We start from the raw sequence: 19,168 nt of genomic DNA, 5'->3' as shown, positions 1-19,168 counted from the left end.
GATGGCAGGTTTAAAACTTCAGGCAGTAACCAAAAGCTGGGACGGCAAAACCCAGGTGATTCAGCCGCTGACGCTCGACGTGGCGGACGGGGAGTTTATCGTGATGGTCGGCCCGTCCGGCTGCGGCAAATCAACGCTGTTGCGCATGGTGGCGGGGCTGGAGCGCGTGACCTCCGGGGATATCTGGATTGACCGTCAGCGCGTCACCGAGATGGAGCCCAAAGACCGCGGCATCGCGATGGTCTTCCAGAACTACGCCCTCTATCCGCACATGAGCGTGGAAGAGAACATGGCCTGGGGGCTGAAAATCCGCGGCATGGGCAAAGGCCATATCGAGGAGCGCGTGAAAGAGGCCGCCCGCATTCTGGAACTCGACGGCCTGCTTAAGCGCCGCCCGCGAGAGCTCTCCGGCGGACAGCGCCAGCGCGTGGCGATGGGGCGCGCCATCGTGCGCGATCCGGCGGTATTCCTGTTCGACGAGCCGCTCTCTAACCTCGACGCCAAGCTGCGCGTGCAGATGCGTCTTGAGCTGCAGCAGCTGCACCGTCGTCTGAAAACCACCTCCCTGTACGTGACCCACGATCAGGTCGAAGCCATGACGCTCGCCCAGCGCGTGATGGTGATGAACAAAGGCATCGCCGAGCAGATTGGCACCCCGGTGGAGGTGTACGAGAAACCGGCCACCCGCTTTGTGGCGAGCTTTATCGGTAGCCCGGCAATGAACCTGCTGGAAGGGCGTATCAGCAGCGCGGGCTCGCACTTTGAGCTGGAAAGCGGGATGGCATTGCCGATCAACTGGTACTATCGTGGCTACGCCGGGCGTAAGATGACGCTCGGTATCCGCCCGGAACATATCGGTTTAACCTCTCAGGCGGAAGGCGGCGTGCCGCTGGTCATGGACACGCTGGAGATGTTGGGGGCAGATAACCTGGCGCACGGGCGCTGGGGCGAGCAAAAAATGGTGGTGCGTCTGGCACATCAGGAGCGCCCTAAAGCCGGCAGCACGCTGTGGCTCCACCTGCCGGAAAATCACCTGCACTTATTTGACGGTGAAACAGGACAACGAGTATGAGCAACTGGCCTTATCCCCACGTCGTCGCCCACCGGGGCGGCGGTAAGCTGGCGCCGGAAAACACGCTGGCGGCGATTGACGTTGGCGCGCGCTACGGTCACACGATGATCGAGTTCGACGCCAAGCTGTCGAAAGACGGCGAGATTTTCCTGCTGCATGACGATAACCTCGAGCGCACCAGCAACGGCTGGGGCATCGCGGGCGAACTGCCGTGGCGCGACCTGCTGAAGGTAGACGCCGGAAGCTGGTACAGCGGTGAATTCAAAGGCGAACCGCTGCCGCTGCTGGCGGAAGTGGCGGATCGCTGTCGCCAGCACGGCATGATGGCCAATATCGAAATCAAACCGACCACCGGCACCGGGCCGCTGACGGGCAAAGTGATTGCTCTGGCCGCGCGCGAGCTGTGGGAAGGGATGACCGCGCCGCTGCTGTCATCATTTGAAATTGACGCACTGGAAGCGGCACAGGCGGCCGTACCGGAGCTGCCTCGCGGGCTGCTGCTCGACGAGTGGCGCGAGGACTGGCGCGAGCTGACGACGCGCTTAGCCTGTGTCTCTATCCATCTTAATCACAGGCTGCTGGATGAGACGCGGGTGAAGATGCTGAAAGACGCGGGTCTGCATATTCTGGTCTACACGGTTAACAAACCCCAGCGTGCAGCCGAACTGCTGCGCTGGGGCGTGGACAGCATCTGTACCGATGCAATCGACCTGATAGGCCCGGACTTTAGTTCTGCGGATTAAGCATACTGCCATTCGACTGCGGCGGCAGCATATGCTGCTGTCCGCTGCCTGACGACGTCATTCCCCCTAACATCCCGCCGTTTTTATTCGGCAGCGGCTGCTCGCGCACCTGCCCCTGCTGCACGCGCTGGGTGTTGGCGTTCATCTGATTTTGCAGGCTTTGCTGCTGCATCTGGGTCTGCGTTCTCAGTTGCTGATTAAGCATCCCTTTCTGCTGCTGTTGCTGGCTCATCATCTCGGTCTGCATACGCTGCTGGCTCGGGATGACATAGCCCTGCTGGTTCGGGTTGTTCATGGTGTTGAGTGGCTGTGCGAGCGCGGCAAACGGGATCAGCGCCGTAAGAATCATCAAGCGTTTCATTGTCATTTCCTCCTCTTGAGGTCTCTCTTAAGTTTACCCTGATTTCACCATGACGATGATTTTTTAGGAGTTGTGAACCAGGCTTAAGCGGGGAATATGGATCCCTTCACCTGGAGAACAACAATCATGAAACCAACGTTTTTGCGCTGGGTCGCCATCGCCGCGCTGATGGCAGGCGGTACATTTAGCGTGGCGGCCAACCCGCCCGCGGCGCCTCCGGTCTCTTACGGCGTGGAGGAAGATGTTTTTCATCCCGTGCGGGCAACCCATGGCATGGTAGCGTCCGTGGATGCGCTGGCAACAAAAGTGGGCGTCGATATTCTCAGGCAGGGCGGTAACGCGGTGGATGCCGCGGTCGCCGTCGGCTATGCGCTGGCGGTAACGCATCCGCAGGCGGGGAACCTGGGTGGCGGCGGCTTTATGATGCTGCGCACCAAAGACGGCAAAACGACGGCCATCGACTTCCGCGAGATGGCGCCTGCTCAGGCGTCTCGCGATATGTTCCTCGACGATCAGGGCAACCCTGACAGCAAAAAATCCCTGACCTCGCATCTCGCGACCGGCACGCCGGGCACCGTCGCGGGCTTCTCGCTGGCGCTGGAAAAATACGGCACCCTGCCGCTGAACAAGGTAGTGCAGCCTGCCATCAAGCTGGCGCGGGACGGCTTTGTGGTAAACGATGCGCTGGCGGACGATCTCAAAACCTACGGCAGCGAAGTCATTCCGAATCATGAAAACAGCAAAGCGATCTTCTGGAAAGACGGCGAGCCGCTGAAGAAGGGCGATAAGCTGGTGCAGAAGAACCTCGCTAAAAGCCTGGAGCTGATTGCAGAGCACGGTCCGGACGCCTTCTACAAAGGGGCGATTGCCGACCAGATTGCACAAGAGATGCAGAAGAACGGCGGGCTCATCACCAAAGCGGATCTGGCGGACTACAAGGCGGTGGAGCGCGAGCCGATTAGCGGCACCTACCGCGGTTACGAGGTCTTCTCCATGCCGCCGCCGTCTTCCGGTGGGATCCACATCGTGCAGATCCTCAATATTCTCGAAAACTTCGATATGCACAAGTTCGGCTTCGGCAGTGCGGATGCCATGCAGGTGATGGCGGAAGCGGAAAAACGCGCCTACGCCGACCGCTCGGAATATCTCGGCGATCCGGACTTCGTGAAGGTGCCGTGGCAGGCGCTGACCAACAAAGCCTATGCCAAATCCATTGCCGATCAGATCGATATCAACAAGGCTAAGCCGTCGAGCGAGATCCGCCCCGGCAAGCTGGCGCCGTATGAAAGCAACCAGACCACTCACTTCTCGGTGGTGGATAAAGACGGTAACGCGGTGGCGGTGACCTATACGCTCAACACCACCTTCGGCACCGGGATTGTGGCGGGCAACAGCGGCATTCTGCTGAACAACGAGATGGATGACTTCTCTGCCAAACCGGGCGTGCCGAACGTCTACGGGCTGGTTGGCGGCGATGCGAATGCGGTAGGGCCGAAGAAACGTCCGCTGTCGTCCATGTCGCCCACCATCGTGGTGAAAGACGGGAAAACCTGGCTGGTGACCGGCAGCCCTGGCGGCAGCCGGATTATCACCACCGTGCTGCAAATGGTGGTGAACAGCATCGACTTTGGGATGAACGTCGCCGAAGCGACCAACGCCCCGCGTTTCCACCATCAGTGGCTGCCGGACGAGCTGCGCGTGGAGAAGGGTTTTAGCCCGGATACCATCAAGCTGCTGGAGCAGCGCGGTCAAAAGGTGGCGGTGAAAGAGGCGATGGGCAGTACGCAGAGCATTATGGTGGGACCGGACGGGGCGCTGTTTGGCGCATCGGACCCGCGTTCAGTGGATGATTTGTCGGCGGGGTATTGATTATTCCCCTCACCCTAACCCTCTCCCCATAGGGGAGAGGGGATCGCACGGTGCGGTCTTTTCTCCCTCGCCCTATGGGGAGAGGAGAAAGTGTCACTTCATTCTCGCCATATAATACGCATCCACATACTCGCCGTTGCGCAGGGCAAATTTCTTGCCGGTGCCTTCGATTTCGAAACCAAACTTCCGGTACAGCGCCAGAGCGGCAGGATTATCGGCAAACACCGTTAATTCAATCCGTTCAATACGCATCCAGTTATCGCAAAGGTTTATCATCTCGCGCATTAACGCACTGCCCACGCCGCGCCCCTGTGCATGCGCCGCAACGCTGATACCGAATGTGGCCACATGGCTGCGTCGCGGGCTGGCTTCCACCTGAAGCATCAGATCGCCAACAAGTTGTTCATCAATGCAGGCGACAAGGCGTTTTTGGCCGGGTTTTGCGATAAGACGTTCTTGCCAGTGCTCAAGGGAAGGATGAGGTAGCTGTAGCGTGTCGTGATACACCCCCGGATGCATATAGTTCTGGCGTAAGGCTTCAGCATCTTTCGGTTCCGCGTGGCGTATCACTATCTCACTCATTCCTTGTTCCTCAGTCAGTTAAACGTCCCTTCCAACATCAATGACTTTAAAATTTGAGTCAACCGCTAATTTTTGCAAAAAGTATTGGACAAGTGCGAATGAGAATGATTATTATTGCTTTGCGTTCAGGAAGACCTCTACGGGAACCTGAAAGCACGACATTGCTCACATTGCTTCCAGTATTACTTTAGCCAGCTTTTAGCTGGCTTTTTTTTTGTTATGGTTAGACTCAGTAACCTTCCAAAAGGACTGAGCTATGACACTACATTGCGCATTTATTGGATTTGGTAAAAGTACGACTCGCTATCACCTGCCGTATGTTCTCACCCGTAAAGACAGCTGGCATGTGGCCCATATCTACCGCCGCCGCGCGAAGCCGGAAGAGCAATCCCCGCAGTATTCCCACATCCACTTCACCAGCGATCTCGATGAGGTACTGGGCGACCCGCAGGTTAAACTTGTTATCGTCTGCACCCATGCGGACAGCCATTTTGAGTATGCGAAACGCGCGCTCGAAGCGGGTAAAAACGTGCTGGTGGAAAAGCCGTTCACCCCGACTATCGCCGAAGCGAAAGAGCTGTTCGCGCTGGCGAAAAGCAAAGGTCTGACCGTTACGCCGTATCAGAACCGTCGCTTTGACAGCTGCTTCCTGACGGCGAAAAAAGCGATTGAAAGCGGCAAGCTCGGCAACATCGTGGAAATAGAAAGCCACTTCGATTACTACCGTCCGGTAGCGGAAACGCAACCCGGCCTGCCGCAGGACGGCTCGTTCTATGGTCTGGGCGTGCACACCATGGACCAGATCATCTCCCTGTTTGGCCGACCGGACCACGTGGCGTATGACATCCGCAGCCTGCGTAATAAAGCCAACCCGGACGATACTTTTGAAGCGCAGCTGTTCTACGGCGACCTGAAAGCCATCGTCAAAACCAGCCATCTGGTGAAGATCGACTACCCGAAATTTATCGTTCAAGGCACCCGAGGCTCGTTCATTAAGTACGGTATTGACCAGCAGGAGACCAGCCTGAAGGCTAACATCATGCCGGGTGAACCGGGTTTTGCGGCGGATGATTCCGTGGGCGTCCTGGAGTACGTGAACGATGAGGGCGTAACGGTCAGGGAGGAGCTGAAACCGGAAACTGGCGACTATGGCCGCGTCTACGATGCGCTCTATGAAACCCTTACATCCGGCGCGCCGAATTACGTCAAGGAATCTGACGTTCTGACCAACCTCGAAATCCTTGAACGGGCCTTCGAACAGGCTTCTCCTGCCACGGTAACCCTCGCAAAATAAGCAAAAACGGCTCCTCTGCACTTGTTCACAATTTTTGAACAGAGGAGTCAATTTTCACCCTCTATGATCCCAGGCCGTTTGCGTCCACACTTACTCCATCGAAACGAACTGAGGGTGAAAACAATGATCTACTTACGCAAAGCAAACGAACGTGGTCACGCGAATCATGGCTGGCTGGACTCATGGCATTCATTCTCGTTTGCCGACTACTACGACCCGAACTTCATGGGCTTCTCCGCACTGCGCGTGATTAACGATGACGTGATTGATGCGGGCCAGGGCTTCGGTACCCACCCGCACAAAGACATGGAAATCCTGACCTATGTGCTGGAAGGCGCGGTTGAGCACCAGGACAGCATGGGCAACAAAGAGCAGGTTCCGGCGGGCGAGTTCCAGATTATGAGCGCGGGTACCGGGGTGCGTCACTCTGAGTACAACCCAAGCAAAACGGAAAAACTGCACCTGTATCAAATCTGGATCATTCCAGAAGAGACCGGCATCACGCCGCGCTACGAGCAGCGCCGCTTCGACGCGAAACAGGGTAAACAGCTGGTGCTCTCCCCGGATGCGCGTGAAGGCTCCCTGAAAGTGCATCAGGATATGGAGCTGTACCGCTGGGCGCTGGCGAAAGATGAACAGTCCGTGCATCAGATTGCCGCTAACCGCCGCGTCTGGATCCAGGTGGTGAAAGGTGAAGTGTCCATCAACGGCACTAAAGCAACCACCGCCGATGGTCTGGCCATCTGGGATGAGCAGGCGCTCTCCGTGCATGCCGACAGCGAAAGCGAAATTCTGCTGTTTGACCTGCCGCCGGTGTAATAAAACATAAATAAATACCCATCCTTCCCTTTGACAGGGGAAGGATGGGCTTTGTCCGTGATAAACTGAGCAAATCTCTCACTTCAAGATTTCTCAGGACGATGAAAAAGAAACGCCCCGTACTTCAGGATGTCGCCGATCGCGTCGGTGTGACCAAAATGACGGTCAGCCGTTTTTTACGTAACCCGGAACAGGTTTCCGTGGCGTTACGTGGCAAGATTGCCGCTGCCCTTGATGAACTGGGTTATATCCCCAACCGCGCACCCGATATTCTCTCCAATGCGACCAGTCGTGCGGTGGGTGTCCTGCTTCCATCCCTGACCAACCAGGTTTTCGCCGAAGTATTGCGGGGAATCGAAAGCGTCACCGATGCTTTTGGCTACCAGACCATGCTCGCCCACTATGGGTACAAGCCGGAACTGGAAGAGGAACGTCTTGAGTCGATGCTTTCCTGGAACATTGACGGCCTGATTTTAACCGAACGTACCCACACTGCCCGCACGCTCAAAATGATCGAAGTGGCGGGTATCCCTGTGGTGGAGCTGATGGACAGCCAGTCGCCGTGTCTCGATATTGCCGTTGGGTTCGATAACTTTGAAGCGGCGCGCCAGATGACGGCGGCCATTATCGCCCGCGGGCATCGTCATATCGCCTATCTGGGTGCGCGTCTTGATGAACGTACTATCATCAAACAGAAGGGATACGAGCAGGCGATGCTCGACGCAAACTTAACCCCGTACAGCGTGATGGTGGAGCAGTCCTCCTCCTATACGTCGGGTATTGAGCTGATGCGTCAGGCGCGGCGCGAGTATCCGCAACTGGACGGTATTTTCTGTACCAACGATGACCTGGCGGTTGGCGCGGCGTTTGAGTGTCAGCGTCTGGGGCTAAAGATCCCTGATGATATGGCGATCGCCGGTTTCCACGGCCACGACATTGGCCAGGTGATGGAGCCGCGTCTGGCGAGCGTCCTGACCCCGCGTGAACGTATGGGCCGTATTGGCGCAGAACGCCTGCTGGCGCGCATTCGTGGTGAGGCAGTTACCCCGAAAATGTTAGATTTAGGTTTCACCTTGTCACCGGGTGGATCTATTTGAACTGACAAATTTGAAGTAGCTCACACTTATTCACTTCGCGCACGTTTGGATATTGCTTCTCTTTTGCCCCGGCAGGACAATGTTACCGATAACTGTTACCCGTAACAATTGACTGAGGGACACCCTTTGAGCACGACTAATCACGATCACCACGTCTACGTCCTGATGGGCGTTTCCGGTAGCGGGAAATCAGCCGTAGCCAGCGAAGTGGCGCATCAACTCCAGGCTGCGTTCCTTGATGGCGACTTCCTCCATCCGCGCAGCAACATCATGAAAATGGCCTCCGGCGAGCCGCTGAACGACGACGACCGCAAACCGTGGTTGCAGGCGCTGAATGACGCCGCGTTCGCTATGCAGCGTACCAATAAAGTCTCCCTGATCGTCTGCTCTGCGCTGAAAAAAACCTACCGCGACCTGCTGCGCGACGGTAACCCGAACCTCTCTTTCATCTACCTGAAAGGGGATTTCGAGGTGATTGAAAGCCGTCTGAAGGCGCGTAAAGGTCACTTCTTCAAAACCCAGATGCTGGTGACGCAGTTCGAAGCGCTGCAGGAGCCGGGTGAAGACGAGAAAGACGTCTTAGTGGTTGATATCGATCAGCCACTGGAGGGTGTTGTTGCCAGCACCATCGAGGTCATTAATAAAAGGCAGTAAGTTTTGAGTACATTGACGCTAGTTTTGACAGCAGTGGGTTCCGTGTTGCTGCTGCTGTTTTTAGTGATGAAGGCGCGTATGCACGCTTTTGTTGCTTTGATGGTGGTTTCTATAGGTGCAGGTCTCTTTTCCGGTATGCCGCTCGACAAGATCGCCGCGACGATGGAAAAAGGGATGGGCGGTACGCTGGGCTTCCTGGCGATTGTGGTGGCCCTTGGCGCGATGTTTGGCAAGATTTTGCACGAGACGGGCGTGGTCGACCAGATTGCCGTCAAAATGCTGAAATCCTTCGGCCACAGCCGCGCGCACTACGCGATTGGCCTGGCGGGCCTGATTTGCGCGCTGCCGCTGTTCTTTGAAGTGGCCGTTGTGCTGCTGATAAGCGTCGCGTTCTCCATGGCGCGCCATACCGGCACAAACCTTGTGAAGCTGGTTATTCCACTGTTTGCGGGCGTGGCGGCGGCCGCGGCGTTTCTGCTGCCTGGGCCTGCGCCGATGCTGCTGGCGTCCCAGATGCACGCTGACTTTGGCTGGATGATCCTGATTGGCCTGTGCGCGGCAATCCCGGGGATGATTATTGCCGGTCCGCTGTGGGGCAACTTCATCAGCCGTTACGTTGAGCTGCATATCCCGGATGACATTACCGAGCCGCACCTGGGCGAGGGCAAAATGCCGTCCTTCGGCTTCAGCCTGTCGCTGATCCTGCTCCCGCTAGTTCTCGTGGGTCTGAAAACCATCGCCGCGCGCTTTGTGCCGGTGGGTTCCAGCGCCTATGAATGGTTTGAGTTCATCGGGCACCCGTTCACGGCGATCCTGGTGGCCTGTCTGGTGGCGATTTACGGCCTGGCGATGCGTCAGGGGATGCCAAAAGACCGGGTGATGGAGATCTGCGGTGCCGCGCTGCAGCCTGCGGGGATTATCCTGCTGGTGATCGGTGCCGGCGGCGTGTTCAAGCAGGTACTGGTGGATTCCGGCGTGGGCCCGGCTCTGGGCGAAGCGCTGACCGGGATGGGCCTGCCGATTGCGGTAACCTGTTTCGTATTGGCTGCGGCGGTACGTATCATCCAGGGTTCCGCAACCGTGGCGTGTTTAACCGCCGTGGGTCTGGTGATGCCGGTGATTGAACAGCTGAACTATTCCGGTGCGCAGATGGCCGCGCTGTCTATCTGTATTGCGGGCGGTTCGATTGTGGTCTCTCACGTTAACGACGCGGGCTTCTGGCTGTTCGGTAAATTTACCGGTGCCACCGAAGCGCAAACCCTGAAAACCTGGACGCTGATGGAGACCATCCTCGGTACGACGGGTGCGATTGTCGGGATGATTGCCTTTACGCTGCTCAGCTGAGGGCAGTGATTTAACAAGTCTAAAAATAAGGCCCGGTAGCGTCAGCGCTTACCGGGCCTTTTTATTATCCAGGGCGTCAGGCCGGGCCATAACCCGGCATTGCGTTACTCGCCCTGCGTGGCGCTCTCAATCGTCAAACGCACGTCCGAGGTAATCAGCTCTGCCAGCATCTGGTATACCTTCAGCGTCTCTTCCGGCTCGGCATCACCCGTATCGCTGATGAAGCCTTCATCGCGCAGCGTCAGGACCAGGGAACTGAAGACCGCTTTGTCGAAGAATTCAGGAGCGTTAATGCCGTGCAGAACGGACAGGCGCTGGGCCAGCGTCCGGCTCTCTTTCTCCAGCGTACCGCGGTTGATAGACGGGTTCGCACTCAGCAGCCAGAACGTAATGGCGTAGCGCTGCAGCGTTTCGCGCGCACCGGCCGCCAGCAGCTGCAGGGTGCGGGAGCGTGACGGGTTGATGTGCAGCTCGTCGTTCGTGACGGTGATCAGCCCCTGACGACGCAGCTCTTCCGTCAGTTTATCCAGCTCGCCCGCCAGCTCATCCTTGCTCCAGCGCAGGAACAGCTCCGCTTTCAGCATCGGATAGAGCGTCTCAACGTGACGCAAGAGTTCCTGACGCGAAATACGGCGATGCTGGGTGATGATAGCCGCCATGAGCGACGGCAGCATCAGCATATGGGTGATGTTGTTGCGGTAGTAGGTCATCAGCACTGCCTGCTCGCGCGGCAGAATGATGATGTCGCCGATCGTGTCCTTTTCGACTTCAAACTTGTTCATCTGCAGCGCGTGATCGATAAGCTCACTAGCGGTCGCAGAAGGCACGGTTGAATCAACGGAATACGGCACGTTGCGCATCATGTCCAGGTAGCAATCCAGCTGCTCCGTGAGCTGTTCACGGGTCAGCGAGCGCTGACGCGAAGCCAGAAGTGCCGTACAGCACAGGTTCATGGCGTTAGCCGCACCGGCGTTGTTAATGCGCACCATCAGCTCGGACGCGATGCCGTTGACCGTTGGCGTCAGCCAGGCCGGACGAATCGCTTCGATAGGATCGATGGATTCGCGCCACTCGGGAACGTGATGGTTCAGGTACGTCATCAACGGCATTGGTTCGCCAAAGTTCACGTAGCCCTGACCGAGATTGCGTAGCTTGCTCAGGCCGCGCAGCATCTGCGGCAGGCTCTCTTTCTCTTTGGTCGCACCGCGCAGCTCTTTGGCGTACGTGCCCACTTCCATCACGTGCTCGTAGCCAATGTAGATTGGCACCAGCGTGATGGGACGGGTTCCTCCGCGCAGCATCGCCTGAATGGTCATCGACAGCGTGCCGGTCTTAGGATCGAGAAGACGTCCGGTACGGGAACGACCGCCCTCCACGAAGTACTCCACGGAATAGCCGCGGCTGAACAGCTCGCCCAGATACTCGCGGAACACGGTGGAGTAGAGCTTGTTGCCCTTGAAGGTACGACGGATAAAGAACGCGCCCAGGCGGCGGAAAATTGGACCCGCTGGCCAGAAGTTCAGGTTGATACCGGCAGCAATGTGCGGTGGTACCAGCCCCTGATGATAGAGCACGTAGGAAAGAAGCAGGTAGTCCATGTGGCTGCGGTGGCAGGGAACATAGACAATCTCATGGCCATCATGCGCCAGCTGACGTACACGCTCGGCGTTATGAACGTTGATGCCCTGGTAGAGACGGTTCCAGGTAAAGCCGAGAATACGATCGGACAGGCGAATCATCTCATAAGAGAAGTTCGCTGCAATCTCTTCCATCAGCGCAATGGCGTTCTGCTGGGCTTTCTCATGCGAAATTTTCTTGCTGCGCGCTTCGTCTTCAACGGCGCGGGCAATCGCTTTGGAGGCCAACAGCTTGTTGAACAGATCCTGACGCGCCGGGAGACGCGGCCCAACGGCAGCCAGGCGCTGACGGGCGAAGTGCATACGCGCCACGCGCGCCAGTTTTTGCGCGATGATCTTGTCGGTGCCGTGTTCGTCCGCCATGCGACGCAGCGAAACGGAAGGGGAGAAACGCACAAAGCTGTCGCGTCCCAGCCAGGAGACCGCGAAGAACTTCTGGATGCCGTTAAGCATGCGCAGCGGCGGGTTCTCTTCACCTTTTTCACGGCCCGGACGACGACCAAACATCACCGATACCGGCACCATCTGCACATCCAGATCGGGGTTGCTGCGGTGCAGGTCGAGATAGTCATGGAACAGCTTGATGGACTCTTCTTTTGGCGTGTAGTAGGTAAACACGCGCGGTCCACCGTGAATGAACACGTAGCGCGGCAGCAGCGTACCGTCAACTTCAAGCGGTTCAAGCGGGTCAGGTAAGTCATGCGCCAGACACTGGGCGCGAAGCGTCAGTAAGTCTGCCTTCGAGTTATAAGGCAAAACGTACATAATAGGACGTGACGTATCGAGCCCCAATTCCAGCGCGGGTTCTGCTGGGATAGACTTGCTTTTTACCAGGATGCTTAATGGTAAATTAAGTAATTTGTAGTAAATTCGTGGCCAGCCGGACATAAACGATGTAAAGCCTCTGGTTAATAATGCAATTGCGGCGCAAGGATAACAGAAAGCGCGCAAAATTTCTGTTGTTACCCGTCATACTTCAGGCTGTAGCGAAACGCGCTACAGTTCCTGTTACTGACGCTTTTTTTCATAAAAGGTTCTTTTAATGGCCAATAATACCACTGGGTTAACGCGTATCATCAAAGCCGCCGGCTATTCATGGAAAGGTTTCCGTGCCGCGTGGATCAACGAAGCCGCCTTTCGCCAGGAGGGCGTCGCCGCTATCATCGCGGTGATCGTCGCCTGTTTCCTTGATGTTGATGCGATTACCCGCGTACTTCTTATCGGTTCCGTGCTTCTGGTGATGATAGTGGAAATTCTTAATAGCGCTATTGAGGCCGTGGTTGATCGCATTGGTTCAGATTTCCATGAACTTTCTGGCCGCGCAAAAGACATGGGCTCTGCTGCCGTGTTGCTGGCGATTATCACTGCCGTTATCACCTGGGTCACGCTGCTTTGGTCACATTTCCGATGAGCCTCGAGGAATAATTAAGTCCCTGGTTTTTTGTGCAGTTTTTGGTTCCAAAATCGCCTTTGACTGTATATACTCACAGCATAACTGTATATACACCCAGGGGGCGGAATGAAAGCGTTAACGACCAGGCAGCAAGAGGTGTTTGATCTCATCCGGGATCATATCGGCCAGACGGGTATGCCACCCACGCGTGCGGAAATCGCGCAGCGTCTGGGCTTCCGTTCTCCGAATGCTGCCGAAGAACACCTGAAAGCGCTGGCGCGTAAGGGCGTGATTGAGATTGTTTCGGGCGCGTCACGTGGTATCCGCCTGCTGGTGGAAGAAGAGACGGGCATTCCGCTGGTGGGACGGGTTGCCGCCGGTGAGCCTTTACTGGCACAGCAGCATATTGAAGGCCACTACCAGGTCGATCCAGCCATGTTCAAACCGAGCGCTGATTTCCTGCTGCGCGTCAGCGGCATGTCGATGAAAGACATCGGCATTCTTGACGGCGATCTGCTTGCGGTGCACAAAACGCAGGATGTTCGTAACGGCCAGGTGGTGGTCGCGCGCATTGACGACGAAGTGACCGTCAAGCGTCTGAAAAAACAGGGGAACACCGTTCAGCTACTGCCTGAAAACAACGAGTTCTCCCCGATTGTGGTCGATCTGCGCGAACACAACTTCTCTATCGAAGGACTGGCGGTTGGGGTCATTCGCAACGGCGAATGGCTGTAACCTCTTCCTGACAGGCTATGGCGCCGCTGTAGCCTGCTTCATTCTCGACTCCCGGTATTTTTCATGTCACTGCTGACGGCATCCGATAAGGCATTGTGGCGTCTTGCTCTGCCGATGATCTTCTCCAATATTACCGTTCCCCTGCTGGGTCTGGTCGATACTGCCGTGATTGGCCATCTTGATTCGCCTGTTTATCTTGGCGGCGTGGCGATTGGCGCGACGGCAACCAGCTTCCTGTTTATGCTGCTGCTCTTTTTGCGTATGAGCACCACCGGGCTCACAGCACAGGCTTATGGTGCAAAAGATCCGCTGCGTCTGGCGCGCGCGCTGGTCCAGCCGCTGATCCTCGCGCTTGGCGCGGGGGCGTTAATCGTTTTATTGCGTGCGCCCCTGATCGACCTTGCGCTCCATGTTGTTGGCGGCAGCGAGGCGGTATTAGAGCAGGCGCGACGTTTCCTTGAAATCCGCTGGCTCAGCGCGCCCGCGTCGCTGGCTAACCTGGTTCTGCTGGGGTGGCTACTGGGCGTTCAGTATGCCCGTGCGCCAGTGATTTTGCTGGTGGTGGGTAATCTGCTCAATATCGTTTTGGATGTCTGGCTGGTCATGGGGCTGCATATGAACGTGCAGGGCGCGGCGCTGGCGACGGCGATTGCCGAGTACGGAACCTTTATTATTGGCCTGTGGATGGTCTGGCGCGTGCTGGCGATGCGCGGCATCTCCCTGGCGCTGCTCAAAACCGCATGGCGCGGCAATATCCGTAAGCTGCTGGCACTTAACCGAGACATCATGCTGCGCTCGCTGCTGCTTCAGCTCTGCTTCGGAGCGCTGACGGTCTTCGGGGCTCGACTGGGGCCAGAAATCGTTGCGGTCAACGCGGTATTGATGACGCTACTGACCTTTACCGCCTACGCGCTGGACGGTTTTGCCTATGCGGTAGAAGCGCATTCCGGGCAGGCGTACGGTGCGCGCGAAAGCGGGCAGCTTCGGGACGTCTGGCGGGCAGCCTGCCGCCAGTCGGGACTGGTGGCGCTGGCGTTCGGTATGGTTTACGCCTGCTTTGGTGAGCAGATCGTTGCATTGCTGACGTCTATCCCTGCGCTGCGCGAGCTGGCGAGTCACTATCTCATCTGGCAAGTCGTCTTACCGGTGGTCGGCGTCTGGTGTTATCTGCTGGACGGCATGTTTATTGGTGCGACGCGCGGAGCGGAAATGCGTAACAGTATGGCGGTTGCAGCGACCGGGTTTGGTCTGACGCTGCTGACGCTCCCCTGGCTGGGTAATCACGGTTTGTGGCTGGCCCTGGCCGTTTTCCTCTCGCTGCGAGGGTTGTCGCTGGCGTTTATCTGGCACCGCCACTGGCAAAACAATACCTGGTTCTCTTCACGTCACGATATATCGTGACGGTTAAAGATTCCGAATATGAAACCAACTGCCGAATCCTTAACTACAATAATTATCACGTCCAGCAGAAAAGAACGTAACGGACGTTACGACCCGACGCTTAACTTAAGAGGACACGATGATGAATAAAGACGAAATCGGCGGCAACTGGAAGCAGTTCAAAGGTAAAGCGAAAGAAAAGTGGGGTAAGCTGACGGATGACGATATGACCGTCATTGAAGGTAAACGCGATCAGCTTGTCGGTAAAATTCAGGAACGTTACGGCTACGCGAAAGATCAGGCGGAAAACGAAGTCAAAGACTGGGAAACCCGTAACGACTACCGCTGGTAACGTTGAATAACCCACAGGGCGGCTCTAAGCCGCCTTTTCTTTTGCCGTTAACGCGGCTTTTTCTTCACAAGAATTGAGTGGTCGTGCTGGCACGCGTCCTGATGACGACAGGCTTCCACCTCCACGCACGCGGAACAGAGCCCGTGCGCCTCAATCACGTTATGACGCAGGGCAAACCCCATTTTCGCTGCCAGCGTATGCATAATGTCTTCCACGCCTTCCGCAGCCTCTTCTTTCACCACGCCGCAGCGGTCACAGATAAACATCGCCGATGTGTGGGTGGGCTGATCGAACAGATGGCACAGCACATAGCTGTTGGTGGATTCCACCTTGTGCACGAACCCTTGTTCAAGCAGGAAATCCAGGGCGCGATAAACCGTTGGCGGCTTTGCCTGCGGCTCGCTTTCGCGGAGAAGATCGAGCAGATCGTAGGCGCTGATGGCACCCTGCTGCAGGCTCATCAGACGTAATACTTCAAGGCGCTGCGGAGTCAGGCGCACATTGCGTTGCGCGCACAGCTTTTCGGCCTGCGCTAACAGCTCTTTTGTGGACTTATCCATGTAGCACCCCGGATGTTATAGGACGGAAAACCCCCACTTTATCATGTTCTGGTAAAAACACCGAGATCCGCCAGTCTGTGCTATACCTGACCCATTACAAACCGGGAAATAAACAATGAAAAAACCTGACTGTATTCGGCACTGGCGCGACGTAGAAGGTGCGGATGATTCGACCTATCCAGATAGCGATGAGCTTTTTTCTATCGGCGCCCCGTTGGCTCGTAAGCTTGGGCTCAGGCGCATTGGTATCCATCATGAGCGTTTGCCGCCCGGGCGCAGAACGTCCTATCCGCATGCTGAAAGCAATGAAGAAGAGTTCATTTATGTGCTCGAAGGTTATCCAGAAGCGTGGATAAATGGCTATCTATGGAAACTTGAACCTGGCGACAGCGTGGGATTTCCTGCCGGAACCGGTATCTGCCACACATTTATCAACAACACGGAGGAAGAGGTGCGGTTGCTGGTCGTAGGCGAGGCCAACAAGAAGCACAATCGCATCTACTATCCACTCAACCCCGTGTATGCCGCTACCCGTGAGGATCGCTGGGTAGACCACCCACCCCAGTTTTTTGGACCGCATGATGGAAAACCTGGGAAAAAATAATTTCCTCATCTATAAATATTGAGGGCCGTCACAAAATATAACAGGCCGTAAGGGAGTTTTACTTAGGGACAGAAATAGCGGGTCTTTTACTACTTATTCACAGCAATAGTTCGTTCCTGTTTGGGTGATAACAGACAGGGGTTATTTCATAACAGACTATAACGGGCATACTGTGAAAAAAAATTTTAAATTTTCGGTGGTTAGCATTGCTGTCTCCTTGTTTATGGCAAATCAGGCGGGAGCAGCCAATACCTGGACAGAATCACGGAGTGACGCCATGGGCGGGACGGGCGTTGCCTCCGGGAGCTATGGCAGTGGGGCGTTAATTAACCCGGCGCTGCTGGCAAAGGCAAAACCAGACGATGATGTGACGGTCATCTTGCCAGCCGTTGGGGTGCAGGTGACGGATGAAGACAATCTTCAGGACGAGATTGATACCATCAACGACAAAATTAATCACTACAAGGATGTGGTTGATGACCTCACGCCAAGGGAGATTATCACTAATCCGTTAGGTTCCATTAATCAATTCCAGGGCGCGGCCAAAGATCTCGCCGATGAGCTGGACTATCTCAAAGGCAAAACCGCACGCGCGACGGCAGGAGCAGGGCTTGCGGTGAGTATCCCTAACGATGTGCTTTCCGTGGCCTTTATGGCGAAAGGCTATGCTCATGGCCGGGTTAGCTCGTCTATCGATCAGCAAGATATTGATTATCTGCGCGGTATTCAAAGAAGCAAAGTGGTGGCTGCCGGTGTTGCCCTGGACGCTGCGCTGAACGGCACGGATCAGATCACTAAAAACCTCAACTCAACAGCGTCTGGCCGGGCGGCGATTGTGTCTGACTACGGCGTTGCCGTTGCCCGTCAGTTTGACCTCGGCGGCGTCCCGGTTTCCGTAGGCGTGACGCCAAAACTGCAAAAAACCTGGGTCTATAACTACACCACCTCAATCTACGATTACGACAGTAACAAGTGGAACGACAGCCGCTACCGCACAGACGATACGGGCTTTAACGTCGATGCCGGTATTGCGGCTGATTTCGGCGAGAACTGGACGGTCGGCGTGAGTGGCCAAAACCTGATGTCGCGCGATATCGACACCAAAGATATCCGTATCCGCAACGGGCGGACGGGAGAAGTGGTGAGCTATAAAGATACCTACCAGATCCGTCCGCTGGTGACCGCCGGAGCCGCCTGGCACAACGATCTGGTGACGCTGACCGCCGATGGCGATCTGACGGAAACCAAAGGATTTAAGAGCGAAGATACGTCGCAGTATGTTGGCGTGGGTGCCGAGGTGACGCCGCTCAGCTGGCTGGCGGTGCGTGCGGGTTATCGCGCGGACGTGAAGGGTAACGACAGCAATGTCTTTACCGGCGGTGTCGGTTTCGCGCCGTTCAGTACCGTTCATGTCGACCTGATGGGCCTGTACGGTGAAGACGAAACCTGGGGCGCAGGGGCTCAACTGAGCATGACGTTCTAAAGTCCACCGGAGGCGCTGCGCCTCCGGCTTTTCTTTGTGCTATAGTAGCGCCCCTTTTCCACCAGATGCTTAAAACTTCGCCATGTCGTCAGAATCACAGACCGCTTTCCCTGCACACCGTTTCTCCATTGCGCCGATGCTCGACTGGACGGACAGACACTGCCGCTATTTCCTGCGCCAGCTCTCCCGCCATACGCTGCTGTACACCGAAATGGTGACTACGGGCGCAATCATCCACGGGAAGGGCGATTATCTGGCCTATAGCGAAGAAGAGCATCCGGTTGCCCTGCAGCTGGGCGGCAGCGATCCGGCCGCGCTGGCGCAGTGCGCGAAGCTGGCGGAAGCGCGCGGCTACGACGAGATCAACCTGAACGTTGGCTGCCCGTCCGACCGCGTGCAAAACGGCATGTTCGGTGCCTGCCTGATGGGGAATGCCCAGCTGGTGGCGGACTGTATCAAGGCGATGCGCGATGTGGTTTCCATTCCGGTGACGGTCAAAACCCGTATCGGCATTGACGACCAGGACAGCTACGAATTCCTGTGCGACTTCATCAATACGGTCTCCGGAAAGGGCGAGTGCGAGACGTTCATCATCCACGCGCGAAAAGCCTGGCTCTCCGGCCTGAGCCCCAAAGAGAACCGTGAGATCCCGCCGCTGGACTATCCGCGCGTTTATCAGCTGAAGCGTGACTTCCCGCACCTGACCATGTCCATTAACGGCGGCATCAAGTCGCTGGAAGAGGCCAAAGCGCACCTTGAACATATGGATGGGGTGATGGTTGGGCGCGAGGCGTATCAGAACCCGGGCATTCTGGCGACGGTCGATCGCGAAATCTTTGGCATCGAAGGCGCAGACACCGATCCGGTTGCCGTCGTGCGTGCGATGTATCCTTACATTGAGCGCGAGCTGAGCAACGGTACGTATCTCGGCCATATCACCCGCCATATGCTTGGGCTGTTCCAGGGCATTCCGGGCGCGCGTCAGTGGCGTCGCTACCTGAGCGAAAACGCACATAAAGCCGGCGCCGATATTGAGGTGCTGGAACATGCGCTGCGCCTGGTGGCAGACAAGCGATAACTTTCGCTAAAAGTTCGTCAAATTCACCACGCTCTGCGAATTCTCGCGGGGCGTTTTGCTTTAATAACAACAGGTTAATACTGGCATGATTCTTGTAATGTTTACTGCATT

At 56.4% G+C, this 19,168-nt stretch carries 19 protein-coding genes; 15 read left to right on the top strand and 4 right to left on the bottom strand.

Annotated features, from left to right (window positions below; genetic code table 11):
* Position 1: 1 nt before the first annotated feature.
* The gene (locus tag DOU50_RS20250; protein ID WP_024906701.1) at positions 2–1,072 is read left to right on the top strand and encodes a sn-glycerol-3-phosphate import ATP-binding protein UgpC; all 1,071 of its coding nucleotides are present in this window, start codon (positions 2–4) and stop codon (positions 1,070–1,072) included.
* Positions 1,069–1,815 carry a glycerophosphodiester phosphodiesterase gene (ugpQ, locus tag DOU50_RS20245; RefSeq protein ID WP_148770048.1) on the top strand — a complete coding sequence of 249 codons (747 nt, stop codon included), beginning with the start codon at positions 1,069–1,071 and terminating at the stop codon, positions 1,813–1,815. The genes DOU50_RS20250 and ugpQ overlap by 4 nt, the downstream gene beginning before the upstream one ends.
* Here ugpQ and DOU50_RS20240 read toward each other — a convergent pair.
* Positions 1,799–2,176 (bottom strand): DUF2756 family protein, encoded by a 378-nt coding sequence (locus DOU50_RS20240; RefSeq protein WP_023326493.1) that lies wholly within the window; start codon positions 2,174–2,176, stop codon positions 1,799–1,801. The two genes, ugpQ and DOU50_RS20240, sit on opposite strands and share 17 nt — an antisense overlap.
* A gap of 126 nt (positions 2,177–2,302) precedes the next feature.
* On the opposite strand from DOU50_RS20240, the gene ggt reads away from it, so the two are divergent.
* The gene (gene ggt / locus DOU50_RS20235; RefSeq protein ID WP_148770046.1) at positions 2,303–4,045 is read left to right on the top strand and encodes a gamma-glutamyltransferase; all 1,743 of its coding nucleotides are present in this window, start codon (positions 2,303–2,305) and stop codon (positions 4,043–4,045) included.
* A 93-nt stretch (positions 4,046–4,138) separates the two neighbouring features.
* Here ggt and yhhY read toward each other — a convergent pair whose 3' ends face one another.
* The gene (yhhY, locus tag DOU50_RS20230) at positions 4,139–4,627 is read right to left on the bottom strand and encodes an N-acetyltransferase (RefSeq protein ID WP_061716141.1); all 489 of its coding nucleotides are present in this window, start codon (positions 4,625–4,627) and stop codon (positions 4,139–4,141) included.
* Positions 4,628–4,883: 256 nt separating this feature from the next.
* On the opposite strand from yhhY, the gene DOU50_RS20225 reads away from it, so the two are divergent.
* The 5 genes from DOU50_RS20225 (at position 4,884) to gntU (ending at position 9,835) form a co-directional block, all read left to right on the top strand.
* Positions 4,884–5,921 carry an oxidoreductase gene (locus DOU50_RS20225; RefSeq protein ID WP_148770044.1) on the top strand — a complete coding sequence of 346 codons (1,038 nt, stop codon included), beginning with the start codon at positions 4,884–4,886 and terminating at the stop codon, positions 5,919–5,921.
* Between the two features lie 123 nt (positions 5,922–6,044).
* Positions 6,045–6,740 (top strand): pirin family protein, encoded by a 696-nt coding sequence (locus tag DOU50_RS20220; protein ID WP_000639796.1) that lies wholly within the window; start codon positions 6,045–6,047, stop codon positions 6,738–6,740.
* Between the two features lie 101 nt (positions 6,741–6,841).
* Positions 6,842–7,837, top strand: a complete 996-nt coding sequence (gntR, locus tag DOU50_RS20215) for a gluconate operon transcriptional repressor GntR (protein WP_024906706.1) — start codon at positions 6,842–6,844, stop codon at positions 7,835–7,837.
* 126 nt (positions 7,838–7,963) lie between these two features.
* The gene (gene gntK / locus DOU50_RS20210) at positions 7,964–8,491 is read left to right on the top strand and encodes a gluconokinase (protein ID WP_024906707.1); all 528 of its coding nucleotides are present in this window, start codon (positions 7,964–7,966) and stop codon (positions 8,489–8,491) included.
* Positions 8,492–8,494: 3 nt separating this feature from the next.
* A complete protein-coding gene (gene gntU / locus DOU50_RS20205; protein WP_148770042.1) occupies positions 8,495–9,835 on the top strand; it encodes a gluconate transporter in 1,341 nt (446 codons plus the stop codon).
* A 104-nt stretch (positions 9,836–9,939) separates the two neighbouring features.
* Here gntU and plsB read toward each other — a convergent pair whose 3' ends face one another.
* Positions 9,940–12,360 carry a glycerol-3-phosphate 1-O-acyltransferase PlsB gene (gene plsB / locus DOU50_RS20200; protein ID WP_024906708.1) on the bottom strand — a complete coding sequence of 807 codons (2,421 nt, stop codon included), beginning with the start codon at positions 12,358–12,360 and terminating at the stop codon, positions 9,940–9,942.
* A 154-nt stretch (positions 12,361–12,514) separates the two neighbouring features.
* On the opposite strand from plsB, the gene DOU50_RS20195 reads away from it, so the two are divergent.
* The 4 genes from DOU50_RS20195 (at position 12,515) to DOU50_RS20180 (ending at position 15,332) form a co-directional block, all read left to right on the top strand.
* Positions 12,515–12,883: a diacylglycerol kinase gene (locus DOU50_RS20195; RefSeq protein WP_047653110.1), complete on the top strand. Its 369-nt coding sequence runs from the start codon at positions 12,515–12,517 to the stop codon at positions 12,881–12,883.
* 108 nt (positions 12,884–12,991) lie between these two features.
* Positions 12,992–13,600: a transcriptional repressor LexA gene (gene lexA, locus DOU50_RS20190; RefSeq protein ID WP_024906710.1), complete on the top strand. Its 609-nt coding sequence runs from the start codon at positions 12,992–12,994 to the stop codon at positions 13,598–13,600.
* 63 nt (positions 13,601–13,663) lie between these two features.
* Positions 13,664–15,001 carry an MATE family efflux transporter DinF gene (dinF, locus tag DOU50_RS20185; protein WP_148770041.1) on the top strand — a complete coding sequence of 446 codons (1,338 nt, stop codon included), beginning with the start codon at positions 13,664–13,666 and terminating at the stop codon, positions 14,999–15,001.
* Positions 15,002–15,122: 121 nt separating this feature from the next.
* Complete coding sequence (locus DOU50_RS20180; protein ID WP_024906712.1) at positions 15,123–15,332, top strand: CsbD family protein; 210 nt, start codon at positions 15,123–15,125, stop codon at positions 15,330–15,332.
* A gap of 47 nt (positions 15,333–15,379) precedes the next feature.
* Here DOU50_RS20180 and zur read toward each other — a convergent pair whose 3' ends face one another.
* The gene (gene zur / locus DOU50_RS20175; protein ID WP_008503369.1) at positions 15,380–15,892 is read right to left on the bottom strand and encodes a zinc uptake transcriptional repressor Zur; all 513 of its coding nucleotides are present in this window, start codon (positions 15,890–15,892) and stop codon (positions 15,380–15,382) included.
* A 115-nt stretch (positions 15,893–16,007) separates the two neighbouring features.
* Here zur and DOU50_RS20170 point away from each other — a divergent pair, with 115 nt between their 5' ends.
* The 3 genes from DOU50_RS20170 to dusA all read left to right on the top strand — a co-directional run bounded on the left by DOU50_RS20170 (position 16,008) and on the right by dusA (position 19,057).
* Positions 16,008–16,496 (top strand): cupin domain-containing protein, encoded by a 489-nt coding sequence (locus DOU50_RS20170; protein WP_148770039.1) that lies wholly within the window; start codon positions 16,008–16,010, stop codon positions 16,494–16,496.
* Between the two features lie 172 nt (positions 16,497–16,668).
* Positions 16,669–17,979: a conjugal transfer protein TraF gene (locus DOU50_RS20165; protein WP_024906714.1), complete on the top strand. Its 1,311-nt coding sequence runs from the start codon at positions 16,669–16,671 to the stop codon at positions 17,977–17,979.
* 82 nt (positions 17,980–18,061) lie between these two features.
* The gene (gene dusA / locus DOU50_RS20160) at positions 18,062–19,057 is read left to right on the top strand and encodes a tRNA dihydrouridine(20/20a) synthase DusA (protein ID WP_048989822.1); all 996 of its coding nucleotides are present in this window, start codon (positions 18,062–18,064) and stop codon (positions 19,055–19,057) included.
* Positions 19,058–19,168 lie beyond the last annotated feature (111 nt).

This window comes from Enterobacter sp. C6 (assembly GCF_008122455.1).
Taxonomy (GTDB): Bacteria; Pseudomonadota; Gammaproteobacteria; order Enterobacterales; family Enterobacteriaceae; genus Enterobacter; species Enterobacter pseudoroggenkampii.
Note: the sequence above shows the minus strand (reverse complement) of the source record. Positions and strands in the feature narration are given on the sequence as shown.